At 51.9% G+C, this 17019-nt stretch carries 9 protein-coding genes and 7 pseudogenes; 4 read left to right on the forward strand and 12 right to left on the reverse strand.

The window, feature by feature from the left end:
* Nucleotide 1 precedes the first annotated feature (1 nt).
* Nucleotides 2–397, reverse strand: coding sequence for a hypothetical protein (locus ACA051_RS30850; protein WP_497375728.1), 396 nt, complete (start codon nt 395–397; stop codon nt 2–4).
* Between the two features lie 107 nt (nt 398–504).
* Here ACA051_RS30850 and ACA051_RS30855 point away from each other — a divergent pair, with 107 nt between their 5' ends.
* Both ACA051_RS30855 and ACA051_RS30860 read left to right on the forward strand, forming a co-directional pair.
* On the forward strand, nt 505–714 hold the full coding sequence (locus ACA051_RS30855) for a hypothetical protein (RefSeq protein WP_489267206.1): 210 nt from the start codon (nt 505–507) through the stop codon (nt 712–714).
* A gap of 88 nt (nt 715–802) precedes the next feature.
* A pseudogene (locus ACA051_RS30860) lies at nt 803–1417 on the forward strand (transposase); the annotation flags it as partial.
* Between the two features lie 221 nt (nt 1418–1638).
* Here ACA051_RS30860 and ACA051_RS30865 read toward each other — a convergent pair.
* From ACA051_RS30865 to ACA051_RS30895, 7 genes and pseudogenes are all read right to left on the reverse strand, one after another.
* Nucleotides 1639–3051, reverse strand: a complete 1413-nt coding sequence (locus tag ACA051_RS30865) for a bifunctional NUDIX hydrolase/phosphatase PAP2 family protein (protein ID WP_497375731.1) — start codon at nt 3049–3051, stop codon at nt 1639–1641.
* A gap of 712 nt (nt 3052–3763) precedes the next feature.
* Nucleotides 3764–4733: pseudogene (locus ACA051_RS30870) on the reverse strand (IS5 family transposase).
* 709 nt (nt 4734–5442) lie between these two features.
* The gene (locus ACA051_RS30875; protein ID WP_497375733.1) at nt 5443–6264 is read right to left on the reverse strand and encodes an OmpA family protein; all 822 of its coding nucleotides are present in this window, start codon (nt 6262–6264) and stop codon (nt 5443–5445) included.
* Nucleotides 6265–6331: 67 nt separating this feature from the next.
* A complete protein-coding gene (locus tag ACA051_RS30880; protein ID WP_497375735.1) occupies nt 6332–9721 on the reverse strand; it encodes a YadA-like family protein in 3390 nt (1129 codons plus the stop codon).
* Nucleotides 9722–9781: 60 nt separating this feature from the next.
* Entirely contained in the window at nt 9782–10642 is an 861-nt protein-coding gene (locus ACA051_RS30885) for a hypothetical protein (RefSeq protein WP_497375736.1), read from the reverse strand.
* Nucleotides 10643–10839: 197 nt separating this feature from the next.
* The gene (locus ACA051_RS30890; RefSeq protein ID WP_497375737.1) at nt 10840–11589 is read right to left on the reverse strand and encodes an IS5 family transposase; all 750 of its coding nucleotides are present in this window, start codon (nt 11587–11589) and stop codon (nt 10840–10842) included.
* 237 nt (nt 11590–11826) lie between these two features.
* Nucleotides 11827–12036 (reverse strand): annotated as a pseudogene (locus ACA051_RS30895) (transposase); the annotation flags it as partial.
* Nucleotides 12037–12287: 251 nt separating this feature from the next.
* Here ACA051_RS30895 and ACA051_RS30900 point away from each other — a divergent pair.
* Nucleotides 12288–13311: pseudogene (locus ACA051_RS30900) on the forward strand (IS110 family RNA-guided transposase).
* A gap of 173 nt (nt 13312–13484) precedes the next feature.
* Here ACA051_RS30900 and ACA051_RS30905 read toward each other — a convergent pair.
* The 3 genes and pseudogenes from ACA051_RS30905 to ACA051_RS30915 form a co-directional block, all read right to left on the reverse strand.
* A pseudogene (locus ACA051_RS30905) lies at nt 13485–13745 on the reverse strand (transposase); the annotation flags it as partial.
* Nucleotides 13746–13809: 64 nt separating this feature from the next.
* Nucleotides 13810–14125: pseudogene (locus ACA051_RS30910) on the reverse strand (IS5/IS1182 family transposase); the annotation flags it as partial.
* 161 nt (nt 14126–14286) lie between these two features.
* Nucleotides 14287–14940 (reverse strand): helix-turn-helix domain-containing protein, encoded by a 654-nt coding sequence (locus ACA051_RS30915; protein WP_497375738.1) that lies wholly within the window; start codon nt 14938–14940, stop codon nt 14287–14289.
* 398 nt (nt 14941–15338) lie between these two features.
* Here ACA051_RS30915 and ACA051_RS30920 point away from each other — a divergent pair.
* Nucleotides 15339–16314: pseudogene (locus ACA051_RS30920) on the forward strand (IS5 family transposase).
* A 272-nt stretch (nt 16315–16586) separates the two neighbouring features.
* On the opposite strand, the gene ACA051_RS30925 reads toward ACA051_RS30920, so the two are convergent.
* Complete coding sequence (locus tag ACA051_RS30925; RefSeq protein ID WP_497375740.1) at nt 16587–16982, reverse strand: DUF6911 family protein; 396 nt, start codon at nt 16980–16982, stop codon at nt 16587–16589.
* Between the last annotated feature and the right edge of the window lie 37 nt (nt 16983–17019).

Here is a 17019-nt window from a genome sequence, read left to right on the forward strand (position 1 = left end):
GTCAGGACCAGGGTGCCCAGTCGTCTTTCTCGACGGCCGAGGCGCCCGTTAACACCGCGTTGATGGTCGCCGTATAGCCGGCACCGCCCGCGGTGCCATCGCCGACACGAATGATGCTGGTCGGTGTTCCACTCAAGCTGAGCGCTGCACCGCTCAGCACATAGCCGTCACTGGCAAACTGCAGGCCGGACGCAGTGACCTGGCCCAGGCTGTTGTCGACCGTGACGGTCCCTGCCGGGCCCATGAATATCGCAAAGGCGCTGTTGCTGAAGGGCGCATTGAGCGCGCCCGTCGCCTCGGTCCAATTGTCGTCACTGCCCGCGCTCTGCCATACACCGTCCCCTCCATTGATGACGCCGTTGTTCTTTGGCCCGTTTTCGGCTTCAATCCCGAGCACTGTCGCTACTGTCAAATACGTTGGTGCATTGGCGCCCAATCTCCATGAATCCACCCGATCCATGAAGTGTTCAAGCTGCTACGCTTTCTTTTCACAGAGAAATCGCGATGCCAAATACAGACCTGCTCCCTTCCCTGCTGTATAAAATCAATGAAAACCAGCTCGCCCTAGAAGCCGCCATCATGGAGCTTTCCAATTGGGTCGAGGCCCGCGGCTCGGCCGACGTCGCCGACAACGTACGCGGTGCCCTGGACACGATCGACAAAAACGAGGAGTTCATCAAGCTGACGCTCGCAGTCCTAATGACGCCTGAGTGACAGTTATCGGCCGATTCTGTTGAAAAAGTAGCTCCCCTGTCTGGCCTGCGGCAAAATCTCTGCATTGGCCAGAAGGGAAGCACGCAGCATGATGGGACAGTTATCGAGTGGGCAGGAGCGGCTGTTTTACTCGTTCAACCTTGAAGATCACATCCCCACCAATCACCTTCTGAGCAGCATTGATCGGTGTCTCGATCTGAGCGACCTGCGCCATCACCTCGCCGATTTCTATAGCCCGATTAGGCGTCCGTCGATTGATCCTGAACTGATGATCCGCATGCTGATCGTGGGCTATTGCTACGGCATCCGCTCCGAACGGCGGTTGTGCGAAGAGGCCCATTTGAACCTGGCGTATCGCTGGTTCTGCCGGTTGAGCCTTGAAGATGAAGTCCCCAACCACTCGACCTTTTCCAAAAATCGACACGGCCGTTTTCGGGACAGTGATCTGTTTCGCTGGTTGTTCAATGAAGTGCTGCGTCGCTGCATGGACGCAGGACTGGTCAAAGGCGAAGGCTTTGCCGTGGAAGCCAGCATCATCAAAGCGGATGCGAGTCGGCAGCGCGGCGTACCGGGTGATGAACCGGTCAACTGGAGCGATCCGGCCCTGAGCACCCGCGCCGTGCGTGAGTACCTTGAAGCCCTCGATGAAGAGGCTCTGGCCGAAACGCTACCGAAGCGCCTGTCGCTGACGGATCCTCAAAGCCTGCCAACCCTTGAAGACTGCGCAGTTGTTGCACTCAATCGCTCCAAAAATCCCTGACCTTTCTATCTGCCACGCCCTGATTGCGTGTCAGCATTCTCAATGCCCGGCTCGATAAGACGAAGTTAGTCCCGGCATTTCTTCTCATTGAAAGTATCAACATTCATCTGGTGAGGGGAGAGCGGCGTCCTGATTTTCAGAAAGTTCGTCCACTGACGGGCCACTCAGTTCTCGCCATGTTCAGGTCGACGTGAAAGAGGGGACTTAAATATGCCTTGGAAGGTGCGATAAGCGCCAACCCGCAGCCAGTACCCCAACAATAGATAAATGACCACATCTTTCACCGCTATTTGCCAGAAGACGGTTAGCTGATGGGTCAGATAACCCTTGAGCAACACCAACCCCGACATGCCTATCACCATCCAGATGGCCGTTGCCGGCGTAGCCTTTCCTTTTACCAGACGACTGCCCGCCAATCCATAACCGATTGCAACAGCAAAAGGAAGTAGCAGACTTTCTTGGCTGTATATGAGGCCGATGACCAGGCTTAGCGCACTTAGGCCGAACCACGTGGACGGTTGAGCGGCAATTTGATATCCAGTCAATCGTTCATATTTGCTCTGCAGTTGTTCCAGACCGAGAAGCGCGAGCCCCAAGCCAAGACCGGCCAGCACATCTGAAACAAAGTGCACCCCGAGCCAGATTCTTGCCATGGCGGTCCATAAGGCCAACGTCAAAGCAATAAATGCGCTATATCTCAAGGGGAATCTTGAAGTCGACCATAACGCCAGCGCACCGAAAAAAAACATCGCGCTGAATGCATGTCCGCTGGGCATGCCAAATCCAGAAGCGCCATCCAAACTCAGGCGTGGTAAGTAGTTAAATGGTCTGGCCATGGCGGCCATCGATTTGAGAGCCTGCGTTAGGAGTGTCACCAGCATCAAACCTAACAGCATTCGGTGCAGGTAGCGCCAACCGAGCAGCCAGGCTACAAGGGGTAGACACAAAACGTAGAACCACATTTCGCCCAAGAAGTTTCCGACTCGAAAAAATCCGCCCCACTTGGACGTGGCGATCGTCAACTTATCCATCCAGATAAGCTCGAAGGCTTGAATGTGCGGTAGGCCATCCGAAAAAAAAACGAGTCCCTCCGTTAAACTATCATGCCAGGCCTCGGTGACTTGGAATAGTCCGCGAACTTGTTCGGGGAACCTCAGTTTTAGTGCTTCAATTTCTGTTGCGTAGAATAGGCCAGCTTGGATCGTTTCTCGCCCGAGGTGAGGAGCATTTAATATGTTGACCCTATTGGCAGAAGTTTGGAGTGCGTTTTCGGTTACGCATGTAAAAAGCTGAATCCGCTGCTCCCCTATGTCGATTGGCTCAACAATACTTACCTTCAAGCCGGTTTCTTCGAACGTTTCTCGTTGAGCTGTTTGCCCCGGTGTTTCTCCTTCTTCTGGATAGCCCCCTGGTAGAGACCATTTATTGCCTGGCCCTCCTTGTACCAATAATATTCGGTCTTGCGAGCTGATCACACAGCCCGCGGTTTTGTGGGACACCTCTGCAGCTTGGGCGATATTTTTGAGCAGCAGAATGCAGAGAATGAACAGCGTTGAGATTGACGTGATTTTTCTCACTGTAGTGTTCCTGAGAGAGGCCAGCTACCCGTCGACAATAACGACGAAATATCAAAGGCACAGAGCGAATGTAGGGCCGGAAGGAGGGTTACCAACGCCAACGGGAGGGGGGGGCGGAAAGCTTTGTAACTCAAAGAATCGATTTGGCACCCTTTTGCGTACTCATAATCAACAAGTGTTTTTACGCACTCTTCACGGGGAAGTTATTGTACGGAGTAGCACTGAGCCCTTGTAGCGGGAGATGGCTTATGCCGAAAAAAACTGTTACACAGGATTACGTAGAAACCCAAGCCGGGGTAAGAGCCTTGGCTGGACTTGCAGGGGCAATCTGCAGGCAACGTTGAGGGTTCCCAGGTCATGATCCCCCCCCCCTTGCCCGGCCCGCGATAACGATTGCAATCAGCCAGAAGCCAACTTTCGTAACGATGGCCGCCAGTGCGCAAAAGGCCACCATTCAAACTCTCATGCGAGTGCGGTTACCATTCGCTCTCTGCAATGACATGGAACAGGCAAATCAGCGCCGCTAACAGGAATTGTCCTACAGCCAGCGCTTGTGCTTCCCGTTAAGGAAGGTCTGAAGTAGTCAGCGATTTTTGATGCCCTCTTTGGTAGAGGTTCAAAAAACACTGGTTTGGTCAGAAATCAGACCTTTCCTGTTCTTAACTCATCGTTTCACCCTTGAACGACGCCTTTTCAAGGCGCTTTTCCCGGATTACAGGCGCACCTCTCCCACAACCAGCAGCCGTTTTCGCATCATCCACAGATTCGACAGGGCAAATAGCGTGGCCTGTTGCGCGGTATTTTTCATCAGGCCGCGAAAGCGCACTTTCGTATAGACAAACTGACGCTTGATTACCCGAAACGGATGTTCAACCTTGGCCCGCACCTGCGCTTTCGCGTATTCGATCTTGCGCCGCAGACGACCGATCAAACTCTTTTTTCCATGCTTTTTATAGCTGCTTGGCCGGGCGGCAATCGACCAGATCATCTTGCGATCCTGATGCTCGGGACGTTTGTCCACGCCGGTGTAACCGGCGTCACCAGACACGTAAGTTTCCTCGCCGTGCAGCAACTGATCGACCTGCGTCACGTCCGCCACATTGGCCGCCGTGCCCACCAGGCTATGCACCAAGCCGGATTCAGCGTCGACGCCGATGTGCGCTTTCATACCAAAAAAGTACTGATTCCCTTTCTTGGTTTGGTGCATTTCGGGATCGCGTTTGCCGTCCTTGTTCTTGGTCGAACTCGGCGCGTGAAGGATCGTCGCATCGACCACCGTGCCATGACGCAACAGCAGGCCACGGTCGCCCAGATAGCCATTGATAACCTGCAAAATCCCGCCTGCCAACTCATGTTTTTCCAACAAGCGGCGGAAGTTGAGGATCGTGGTTTCATCGGTCTAGGTGCAGCCCCGAAAACTGGCGCAGGATCGTGGTCTCGTACAATGCCTCTTCCATCGCCGGATCGCTGTAGCCGAACCAGTTCTGGATCAGATGGACCCGCAACATCGCCATCAGCGGATACGCTGGACGACCCCCTTCGCCCTTTGGATAATGCGGCTCGATCAAAGTAACCAAGCCCTTCCAGGGCACGACCTGATCCATCTCGATCAGGAAGCGCTCGCGGCGAGTCTGCTTACGTTTGCCGGCATATTCGGCGTCGGCGAAGGACATCTGTTTCATGGGGCTCAACCGTCGTGTTCGTGTCAGGCGAGTATTTCACCAGATCTGGAAGTCTTTTTCAGAGTTTCCTTAGATTGTCTGCCCTACGATGGAAGACGTAAACCTTTGGTTTTTCCCAATAAATTTATCCGTTGAACATCAGTTTTATTCTTATACAGACTGACAACCTACTCATCATTTTGGCTGTAGGACGTTTTTGAAAGCTATTTACACAAGTTACATTGTGGGTAGGGAGGCACATAAAATTCGACTCTGAGCAGCACCCCGCTCCAGAAGCCTGATGAACTAGAAATGAGTAATGACCGTCCCGGTGATGATAAAAACTCAACCCCTTGCTTATGCTTGGAGATATCGGAATAATCGCTGAAGGAATACGCGGCGTATACAGCCGTTAAGGTTGCTCTGATTAGACACATAGATGCCGGAGAAAGCACGGTTTCTTGGGTGACTGGCAGGGCAGGTATAGTTTTTCCAGTGACTTTGAACTGCTGTGGTACTAGTTGACACTGTTTCTATTGTGACTCAGGCGAGCGCATGGGGGTGGACAATAACTGAGGATTAATGTATTTGCTATTCGAGGGGGAGGGTGCCTTTTAGGGGTGTTTTAAAATAGTACGTACTAAATTTATTTCTCTCACGTGAACCATGCCCGCGGAGCTAAAAGGAAAAAATCATCGAGGGCGGCGGAAGACCACCGCCCTATTTCTTATTACTTGGAAATTATAGTTACCGTGGTCCGGCGATTTGGTGCTAGACAATTGATCGCTTCAGGAGATTCCGCACCAGGGCACGCGACAATCGGATCGGCAGCTCCACGCCCATCAATGCTGATCAGTTGAGAAGGCGTTCCTTGTTCAATCAAGTATGAGCGGACAGAGCCAGCTCTATTCAACGACAGCTCCTCATTACGCTGTTGGTTTCCGATACGATCGGTGTAGCCTACGATGTCAACACTACTCACGCTCGATAGCTTCAGATCGTTGAACAGTTTGGTAAGTGTGCTTTTTCCCTTAGTGCTTAGCTGTGCACTGCCAAATGCAAACGTAGAATCGGCCGCTAGTGTTACATCTTCAGATTTAATACTGATCTGCTTCTCCGATTTCGCCGATTTCTCCTGTGATGTCGGCTGCATACAGTTTTCCGGCAGGAAGAAGAACGACTGAGCGACCATGTTGTTGTCGAACAATACCTTGTATTGGCATACCTCATCAGGTTGGCCGGCAGGTTGGCGGAACTTGAGGATGTAATCCCACTCGTGTACATCGAACATTCCCTCCGAGAAGTGAGGAGCTCCAATCAGTTCGCGGACTTGTGCTTTAGTCATCCCTCCCGCAATTTTGTGCAAATTTTCCAAGTTTACGTAGGTTCCATCTGTACGGCTAGCATCATTTACGGCCGGGAATATTGGAGCTTTGGTGGTTCCATGGACGTCGACATCACTAATGGTACGAGTACCGCATGCAGAGAGAGTGAGCAACGTGAAAGTCACAGCGGCCAAGCGGAAGTAATTTGAAACTGTTGCGTTGTACATGAGTTATTCTCGAATCTTTTACTGTGAAGGGCCCGCCTCGCAACGGGCCTGTTTATTTATGAAGTAATTACCACTGGTAGCCTACGCCAACAGATGCACCGACTTCACGCTGGGTGTTAGCGGTGGCTTGTAGTTTGGTGACCCAACGACCGTTGTCGGAAATGCGTGACACACCAAGCGCCATTGCGGATTGCCCGCGGTAGGTGCCCAAACCACCGGAAGCCATGCTTGCACCCGGAGCATAAGGCTGGGGCAGCGAGGCCATAGCCATGGCGCCGGCGATGCCCGCGCTCAAGTCATCGTCCAGCGCCTTAATGTCTTTGTTTAAGGCACGGTAAGCCGAGTCGGTGTAGGCATTGGCGGTCTTGGTGGCATCAGCTAGGCCACTGTTCAACTGACCAACGTTGACTGCGTCAGTTGTTGACGTACCGGCCGCCACATTCGTGATTTGCCGCTCGTTCCCTGCCGCGCCTACGGAAACGCTGTTGTTACGGTCCGCGATTGAGTTAGCACCCAGCGCGACCGAATTGTTACCCGAGGCATTGGCATTGCTACCCAATGCTGTGGAGTTGTTTCCTGATGCGCTCGAGCCTGCCCCCCCTGCGACCGAATCGGTACCGGTGGCCACCGGCTTCGGCCGCTTGCTGGAGTTGTTCACCTGGAACATGCCGTCAGTGCCATCCTTGAGGTTATTAACATCACCCTCTGTCTTGCTAATGCGGTTGTCGATGTTGGTCACCCGGCTATCCACATTCGAGACGGTAGTGTTTATTTTATTGAGGGAGTCATCGGTGTACTTCTTCGACTCGGTAACCGCACCATCGAGTTGACGCAAGTTGACCCCGTCGGTTGCCTCCTTGCCGTCTGCGACATTGCTGAGGGTGCGAGTCTCGCCGGTTGCCGCATTGCCTATGGAAACGGTCCCAGAGGTGTTGTTAGCAGTGCCGGAGTACTTTCCTGTGTAATTTTCGGTACCACGGCCACCATCGCTGGCACCTTTACCCAAAGCAACACTTCCTGCGGCTGTAGACGAGGCACCGTCCCCCATGGCGACGGAACCCGCGCCTGACGCATTGGCTCCGTTACCCGAAGCAATCGAGCCGACACCTGATGCACTCGCCTTCGGACCGATCGCCACAGAATCAGTACCACTTGCAACAGAGTCTGCCCCGGTAGAATTGGCGTGGAAGTACTTGACGCCAGCACCGTTATTGATGTTGGTGAAGTTGCTTTCGATAGTCGTGACACGACCGTCGACATTGGAGATCTGATTACCCAGAGCAAACAGCTGCGAACCGTTCACCGCGTCGGTGCTGGTCGAAGACAAGGTGCCATTGGCCACGTTGGTGATCTTGTTCGGGCCCGTACCGCCGTGGTTGGCGTTGAACGCACCGTTACCACCATTGGCTGCCGGATCCCACAACAACGCATCGTTTGCCAGTGCGTTGATATTGGTGGTGTTGTTCGCCACCTGGGTGTTGGTTTGATTCAACTGCGACATGTTCACCGCGTCGCTGTCGGCTACGCCATTGGCCAGGTTGGTAATGGTCGTGCCGCCCACATGTGTGCTGTTGTCGTATGTACTGCCACCCAACGTAATGTTGTTGTGCGTAGCGTTGTCATACATCACCGCATCAGCGACGGCGGCGCTGCTGACTGCCTTCAGCTGCGACACGTTGACTGCATCTGTATCTTCGGCCCCGGCCGACAGGCCCGTGACCCGGCGATCACCGATGTTGACTTCACCTGTTGCGGCCCCACCCACCAGATAGGCCTGCTTGCTCAAGGTGATGCCATCTGCAACGGAACCCGCACCGAGTGCGACGCTGCCGTCATGGCTGGCTACGGCGCCCATGCCGATAGCAACCGAATCCTGGCCCGACGCGACCGAGTCGGTACCCGTGGAGTTGGCGTGGAAATACTTGGTGCCCGTTTCGTAGATATTTGTCAGCGAGTTTCCGATGCTGGTCACAATTGAATTAGTGGCGTTCAGTTGCGAACCGTTCACCGCATCGGTACTGGTCGAAGACAAAGTACCATCGGCTACATGCGTGATCTTGTTCGGACCCGTACCACCGTGGTTGGCGTTGAATGCCCCGTTACCACCATTGGCAGCCGGATCCCATAACAACGCATCGTTTGCCAGTGTGTTGATATTGGTGGTGTTGTTCGCCACTTGGGTGTTGGTTTGATTCAACTGCGACATGTTCACCGCGTCGCTGTCGACTACGCCATTGGCCACGTTGTTGATGGTCGTTCCGCCCACATGCGTGATGGAGTTGTAAATCGGACCACCCAATGTCACTTTCGAAGTATTTATCGTGCCATCCTGGTTTGTGTCGTACTTGACCGCACCGTCTTGAACAGCCTGTAGCTGACGGACGTTCACAGCATCAGTCGCTTGTGTACCGCCGGCAACGTTGATGATCTGGCGCTCTAAGTCTGTTTTACCTACCGATACACCAGCGTATGAAGATAGCACTTTAGCGCCACTAAACTTCTCCGCCGAACCATTCATTCCGGCCCGATCAGCGAGCGAATTGTCACCCAACGCGACGCTGTGGAGCAGAGTAGCGGACGACCTGTTACCCAAGGCGACGCTGGTGTTGCTAGCGGAAGAACCAGAACCAATGGCGACGGCGATACCGCCGGTAGTCTTTGCCAATACACCAATAGCTATACTTTCCGAGGAGTTCGCTTGGTTACTTGCTTGGTAACCGATAGAAACTGACGAGCCCCCTAACGCACTAGCATTAGGGCCAATAGCAACAGCCTGACTGTTCAGCGCTTGACTCTGGTTTCCAATGGCGGTGGAGCCGATGCCATTTGCGGTAGCGAAAGAGCCTAAAGCTACAGAGCGATATCCAGTGGCATTAGAACCACGACCAATGGCTACCGCAGCGTCATGCGGGTCTGTGTTGTGGTTGATAGTGGCAGTTCCGTCAACACCTGCTACCGCACTGTCCCCTATGGCAATAGTCGACATGTTATAAGCTTTCGCGTTCACTCCAGCAGCATAGCTTTGATTTGCTTTAGCTACCGAGTTGTGTCCTGTTGCTATTGCATCCGCTCCGGTCGCACTTGCGTTGCGACCGAAGGCAAGAGTATCAATATCGTTAGCCTTAGCGCCATCGCCCATTGCAATGCCATAGTTGCCAGCTGCCACGGCAGATGGACCTACCGCAATGCTGTTATTCCCGGACGCCTGCCCCCCATTTATTGAAGTGTTGGAGCTACTATTGTTATCCAGTATAGGGCTGCTTACACCAGTCTCTGCGACCCAAGCATTTGCAGGGCCTGCCAGCATCGTAATCGCCAGTGCGCTAACCACACCCCCGGCGCGCATAACTGAGCCACGAGTACGGCTCTTGCTTTTGCCTTTTGCAGTCGCAAGTTCAGAGGTTACAACCCAAATGTTCAAACTTACATTCCAGATTAAGCGAAAAACTTTATTCACGGGGACTCCGTAACCTTGGCTTTTGACCGTAGGCTAATTAGTTGATAAGGGGGAGGGGGGTTAAATAGACTTAATGGCCTGCTCTATGAGCGGCTTTTCCAAAGAGGCATCGGATTGGGGTAACTCACGCTGGTACAGGCGCCGCGCCGCCGCAGTATCCTTTCGGACGTACTGTAGATAACCGCCAGCAAAGAATGCAGCTTCAGAGCGCGCATCGCGCATTGACAAACCTTCGCTGACTGTTGTGTTAATAACATTGAACACTGCTGCAGCTTCACTGTCTCCTGCGAAGACGGCGACCAATTTTTGTTGGTACGCAGCGCTCGGTTTCATATTGACAACCAACTTACTCAACTCTTTCTGTAGAGAAGCAGGTTTGCCGGTGTAAGTGCGGGCCGTTAGCCATAATTGCCACAATTTGGCATAACTGGCCTCGCGCTCATCTTCACTTTTTGTTATTTTCTTGAACGCTTTTTTAGCATCGTCATAGCGACCAAGTACAGCCAGATTGACCGCTGACGGAACTGCAACACTAAAATTCAGCTCCGCGCCTTCGAGGGCGTCATACCACTTACGGGCTTGTTCGTGTCGCCCCGCAGCATCATCAGCAACGGCTTGTTTGAAAATAGATATAAGGTTTGCACGCTCGTCCCGAGATATTGGAACGCTAGCAGTGGTGTCAGCGCCAATATATTGACTAGACTCTGTGACTGGATTTTTTGCAGAAGCGTGCGCATTGGGAAGCGTGCTAAAAAAAGCTCCAGCCATGAAAATACTAAGCACTGCAACTCGCACAGAGCGGGTCGGAATGTGTATAAATTTTAAGATAGGCTGCGCTTGCAGAGGTTGGGGCAGAAGTCCTTTTCCAAGTTTTAAACCACGGCCATGTGGTTCCTTTAAAAACTTGTACTTGATGTTCATTTTTAAATACTGGTTGGTTGTCGGTCACAACAGAGTATGGATAATGGAATCTTCGTGATATTCGATTTCTCCCTGTGAGTTGTAGGAATTTTCCGAAGGAGACTATTTTTGGCGCACTGAGCACGAAGGATTCTCCGAACAAGTCTTCAGAGGTGCTGTAATGCACCCTGACTACCGAGCTAGGGCCTGTTGACGTTTCACATGGGTAACCAGAGGAACCCGCAGGCCATGGCCACCGTGCTCTCATAGTTCCTCTTCAGTTTGTCGTATCGAAACGCCACTGCGCGGTAATGTTTCAGTCGCGCAAAGGCATTTTCGACCAAGTGCCGGTAGCGATAAAGGCCTTTATCCAGATCGCCATTGCCTTTGATTGAGTTACGCTTTCTCGGGATCACTGGTCGAGCACCTTGGGCTTCGATCTGTTCGCGAATACGCTCACTGTCGTAGCCCTTGTCGGCAACGATGACCTCGGCTGATGGTAGCTGCGCAATTAATTCACGGGCGGCAGTACAGTCATTGACGTCACCTCCAGTGATCTCGAAAGCCACAGGCAAGCCATGTGCATCGACAGCCAGGTGGATCTTGCTCGTATGGCCAGCGCGGCTTTTGCCGATCGCTTCTGGTTGGTCACTGGCGGCCCCCGTGCTGTGCTGATGGGCCTTCACATAGGTTCCGTCGATGAAAGCCCAATCAAAATCTGGGTCTTCGATCAACGTATTGAAAACCTTGAGCCACTTGCCAGCCACCGACCACGCATTGAAGCGCTTGGAGACTGAGTTCCAGCATCCAAAAGCGCTGGGCAGATCTCGCCACGGACAACCAACGCGCATCCGGTAGAGCATCCCCTCAACGGTCAATCGCAAATCAGGCTTGTGGTAAATAGTTTGCTGAAGCAGAATTTTTTCCAGCTTCGACCAAAGCTCGTCACTGAGCATCACTCGGGGCATTGCAAGCTCGCAGGATTGTCGGTGTTGGAACCTCTATTCTGCGGGTTTGCTCTTCTTCCTCTGCTGTTCCGGTGAAACGTCAACAGCCCCTAGGGAGACGCTGAACAATTAACCCGTTCGCACCGCCCCCATTTCCAATCCGGTTTTTTCAACCTACCGGCCTTATTTTGCATTTCCGGGGCCGATTTTCGCCCTCATTTTGCTGATTTTCGGGTCAGCCTCGCCTTTTAGACGGATTTATCCCGCCGCCCGTTGCAAATACCGCTTGGCCAGCATCAGATTGGCCAACCCAAACAGACTGAACAACTGCGCCGTATTCTTTTCCAGCCCACGGTAGCGAACCTTGCGATGATTGAAGCGCACCTTGATTACCTGGAATGGGTGCTCGACCTTGGCACGCAGTTGCGCCTTGGCGTATTCGATCTTGCGCTTGACCCGGTAGTGCACTTTCTGTTCCGTTGCTCCCCAAACCCCAAACCCCAAACCCCAAACCCCAAACCCCAAACCCCAAACACGAGCGGGTGACTTCAAACACCTTGCACAGCCAATTAAGCGGCTCATGGACGCTCAGCTGATTGACCAGCGCGTACGCTCGTGATCTTCCGACATCAAGAGCGCAGTAGCCTAATGAGATGGTCACCCCCACACCCTGCGAGGGCTAGGCTTTCCCTGAGGGTTACGTTTCGGAGGCCATCCTCATAAGCGAGTTAGCAATGGTCGGGATTGATCTCGGCAAACACAGTTTTCACCTGCACGGTCAGGACAAAACAGGCCGGGAAATGTTTCGCAAAAAACTCTCACGTCAGCAGATGATGCGGTTTTTCAGCAACCTTCCGGCGTGTACCGTGGCGATGGAGGCCTGTGCCGGAGCGCATTTCGTTGCTTGCCAGCTGATGGTAATGGGCCATGAAGCCAAACTGATTTCCCCGCAGTTCGTCCGCCCTTACGTCAAGGGCAACAAAAACGATTTTGTCGATGCCGAGGCCATCTGCGAAGCCGCATCACGCCCGTCTATGCGTTTCGTTTCTCCTAAGACCGAGCCCCAGCAGACGCTTTCAGTTTCGCATCGTCTACGTGAATCACTGGTGCGAGACCGCACCAAAACCGCCAACCAGATGCATGGTTTCCTGCTGGTGTTCGGGGTTAGCCTACCCAGAGGATTGGCCGTCATGAAGCGTCTGCCTGTCATCCTGACTGAACATGAGATACGCACTCGACTCATGAGCCTCCTGGATCGTTTGCGCGAACACTTCAACTACCTGGACGCCCAAATCAAGGATCTTAAGGATCTGGCTTGCCAACTGGCTGACGATGATCTTGGCAGTCGTTTGCTGAGTATGCCATGTGTCGACCCGATCACCGCCAGCCTGCTGGCTGTGGAAATGGGCGATGGCCAAGCAGTACGCAGGTAGTCGTGACTTCGCTGCCTCCATTGGCTTGGTACCCAGGCAATACAGCACCGGAGGCAAGGCCAATTTGCAGGGGATCAGCAAGCGCGGCGACAAGAATCTCAGGCGACTATTGGTTCAGTGCGCTCGAGTTTATCTTCAGCAATTGAAGAGCTAGCACGGCGCGTTGGCGGAGTGGGTTCGTTCGCTGCTGATACGACGGCATTCGAACGTGGTGGCATGTGCCTTGGCCAACAAACTGGCTCGGATCGCTTGGGCGATCTCAGCTGGTCATGGAATATTTAACGCAGGGCCAGATGCCGTGGCTATCTGACTCAGCTGTTGTTCTAGTGCCACGAGCCACCTTCAGGTTTTGCCTTTTCAGGATCGTCAGGCGTGACTCTCATCATGGCGCGGGTGACTCACCCAATAGACGCCGGATAGATTTAAGCAAGCCAACCACTTCGCCCGTTAATCAGCATTGCAAAAAAGGGGGTGACCATAGATTTTTAAGATGGATTTCTCTCGCTCAAGTCGAGCGATACGAGCTTCCAGTACCTGAATTTTCTACTGTTCAGATGTCAGCGCCTTGCTCTTCGGGGTAACGCCTTGGCGTTCCTTCTGGACTTGATCGACCCAACGGCGCAAGGCCGATTGGCCGACACCGAGTGAACGGCTGGCTTCGATGTAGCTGTAGTTTTGCTTGAGTACGAGGTCGGCAGCCTCGCGTTCGAATTCAGCCGAAAACACACGGCGTTGTTTGGTCATCTGACACCTCGATCTGGCGAGCATTCTCGCCTAAATGGGTGTCCAGTTTCATTAGACCACTACACTTTGCCTGATGTATTTTCGGTTCGCGCTTACTATCCTTGTTCTGGTCGAGCTCGGCACATGGATGATCGTTGCATCGATCACAGTGCCTTGGCGCAACGGCAGTCCACGGGCACCCAGATGACCGTGATGACCTGCAAAATCCCTCTGGCTAACTAATGTTTTTCCAACCTGCGCCGGAAGTTGAGCGTTGCCCTTTCATTCGGAATCCGATTCAGATGCGGACCCGAAAACCGGCGTAGAATCTTGGTTACGTGGAGCGCTTCTTCCATCGCCAGATCGCTGTAACCGAACCAATTCCGCATCGGATTAACCCGACGCACCTCATATAGTATTAGTGCTCATCGAGCACCACCTATAGACTACATTACTCTATCAAAAGCAAGCATAGACAGTTTCGGTGCGTTATTTTTAAGCTGGATGACCAACAAAAAATACCGCCTGGCCACGCATGGCCGAAGCGGAAATTAGTTTCTACTCAATAACCATCAGGCAGCTTTCTTGTTAGACTTATCAAGTATCCACCGTCCATTTCAACATACCCTCCCTGCCTTAACGACTTTATTATAGATAAAGTATGGGAGCGAGAAACACCTGTTGTATCGGTAATAAATGTAATAACAGTAAATTTTGACCGAATAGACTCTGGCAAATCGTTCATCCACTCTAATGCTGATTTAACTTCGGTGTAGCTATCCCCCATACATTGTGCCAACCATTTTTTTGAGATATTACGGGCGCTCCAAGCCATAAACTCAAGCAGCCCCTTAAATAGCTCTTTGTCCGGCATAACCAGGTGCATACTGTCCATGGGGAACTCATAATAGATAGAGTGTGAGAGTACTTCATATTGATTAAATGGAGCGTGTGAGGTTTTAGGATGGCGAGCAAGCAATACTCCCCCCCCAGCCCCTACAATGCCTATGACCTTTCCCTCGCCAGCTAACAGGCGCCACGTACCGCTTTCAATCGTAAATATCGAGTTTGGGCTAGCACCCAATAGCTCCCCCCCAGATTCGACTATTTTTTTAGTGCCGTTCTTTTTAATCCAACAATACAAATACCGCACACTGGCGCTGGCGCTGGCGGAATTTAGCTCGTAATTAAATCCGAATAGATGAATATCATTCATTTTAGGCACTCTTGTCAATAGGGGGGGCGAAGGCTCTTTTCGTCGTACGGGGTGAACTTATGCATGAAGGTTAAATAGTCGAGTTAGAGCAGCTAATCAGGATTGTTTTGTTTGCTAGATAGTAGGTTTACGGTGTTTAAGTTATTGCTTAAATCCATTCAATTGTCTTTCCGCAACCTATTTAGTTCAATTGAAAGTCTGATTGCAGACCGATGTTTAAACCTCATAAAATCTTTATTTTTTGTAAGTTTTTTTTACGAATTTATATTTTGGTGTTTTCATGAAAAATCAGATAAGTTGATCGTGTTGCTGAAAGGGTTTGAGCGGATGCTAGGAAAACTCCGAACAAGTCCTCAAATATGCTGGAATACGACCTCATCGCCTGACCTGAGCCCTTGATGAGCCAGATGCGTTTTTCCGACTTCGAATTCGCCGGCAAACGTAAGCAAACTCGCCGCGAACGCTTCCTCACCGAGATGGATCAGATCGTGCCCTGGAGCGCTTTGCTAAAGCTGATCGAACCGTATTATCCGAAGGCAGGCGGTGGTCGAAAACCCTATCCGCTGGAAGCTATGCTGCGCATTCATCTGTTGCAAAACTGGTTCTCCCTGAGTGACCCTGCGATGTAAGAGGCGCTGTATGAAATCACGCCCATACGCCAGTTCGCGGTTGACTCTGAGTACACCAATCCCTGAAGACATCACGATCATGAACTTTCGGTATCTGTTGGAAAAGCAACAGTTGGCCCCTGCAATTTTTGCGGTCATCAACGGCTATTTGCAGGAAAAAGGCCTCTCCCTTCGTCAAGGCACCATCGTCGGCGCGACGATCATTCAAGTGCCAAGCTCGACAAAAAACGAAGAAGGGAAGCGCGATCCAGAGATGCATCAAACCAAAAAAGGTAACCAGTATTTCTTTGGGATGAAGGCTCATATCGGTGCTGACGTTTAGTCTGGGCTCATGCACCACGTTCTCGGCACGGCGGAGAATGTAGCCGATGTCAGCCAGGTCGCCGAACTGCTGCATGGCGAGGAAAACGCGGTCTACGCCGATGCGGGCTACCTATGTCGAGAAACGTTAAGTGCATGAGAACCGCTAGGTGGTTTGGCTGATCGCAGCGCGGCGCAACACCTATTCCAAGCTGAACAAGAGCAACCTGATCTGCAAAGCCAAGCGCAAAATCGAGTACCTCAAAGCCTAGACGCGAGCCAAGGTTAAGCATCCATTTCGGGTGATCAAGCGTCAGTTCGGTTACGTAAAGGTACGTTTTCGCGGACTGATGAAAAACAAGGCTCAACTGACCACGCTGTTTGCGCTGTCGAACTTGTGAATGGCTCGAAAACGCTGATGGGTATGGGCAAGTTACGCGGGTAACACGGAGAGTTGGGCTGAAACGCCCCCATGCGGTACGCGCGGGGTATTTCGCGAGATGTAGCGAGTTTTTTCAACCTGCCGCGCTGGTGCGGCAAGTTGATCGGAACGTCTCTAAGGCGGCGCTGATTTATTAAAAATAACCAATTCGTATGCTTTGATAAATCAAGGCCTCCAGGGTGTTTTAGAAGCCTGAAACTGAACAATTCAGCAGCTCCCCCAATAACGATTGTACTGATTGTTTTCAGCCCATTGCCCGAAACGTTTTCCAACAACTAATCAACCCTAAAAATTTTAGAGCGTACATCTCCAAAATTCAAAAACTCTTTAAAGCATACGCATATCAACTCAATACTTCTTGTCATAGCATTCGCAGGGTAAAAATCACCCAGCACATCAATCATAGCCGCCTCCGCCCTAGGGTTGTCAATCACTCTAATTTCATGCTCGCCATCATCAAGATGCTGATTCAACATAAGAAAACAATTGCCTGAATCAGCATACAGATTTAGTTCATAGGGGCCATGTTTCGGTGCGGGTTTAACACACAAACAAGCAACGCGATCTCGACTGGAAAACCGACTTACAACAATATCAACATCTACAGGTGATGGGTTGTAAATAACTGGCATCTGTAGACGACCAAGTTCAGCATCAATAATATACCCCACCCAGCTGTATCATTTTTCCCCCTGATAGATTTCATGC

The sequence above is a fragment of the Pseudomonas sp. LBUM1669 genome, from assembly GCF_059695705.1.

What these genes read in the sequence shown, in the direction of transcription:
- ACA051_RS30915 (WP_497375738.1), bottom strand. Translation starts at nt 14,940, where the DNA reads ATGAATGATATTCATCTATTCGGATTTAATTACGAGCTAAATTCCGCC.
- ACA051_RS30855 (WP_489267206.1), top strand. Translation starts at nt 505, where the DNA reads ATGCCAAATACAGACCTGCTCCCTTCCCTGCTGTATAAAATCAATGAA.
- ACA051_RS30885 (WP_497375736.1), bottom strand. Translation starts at nt 10,642, where the DNA reads ATGAACATCAAGTACAAGTTTTTAAAGGAACCACATGGCCGTGGTTTA.
- ACA051_RS30875 (WP_497375733.1), bottom strand. Translation starts at nt 6,264, where the DNA reads ATGTACAACGCAACAGTTTCAAATTACTTCCGCTTGGCCGCTGTGACT.
- ACA051_RS30890 (WP_497375737.1), bottom strand. Translation starts at nt 11,589, where the DNA reads ATGCCCCGAGTGATGCTCAGTGACGAGCTTTGGTCGAAGCTGGAAAAA.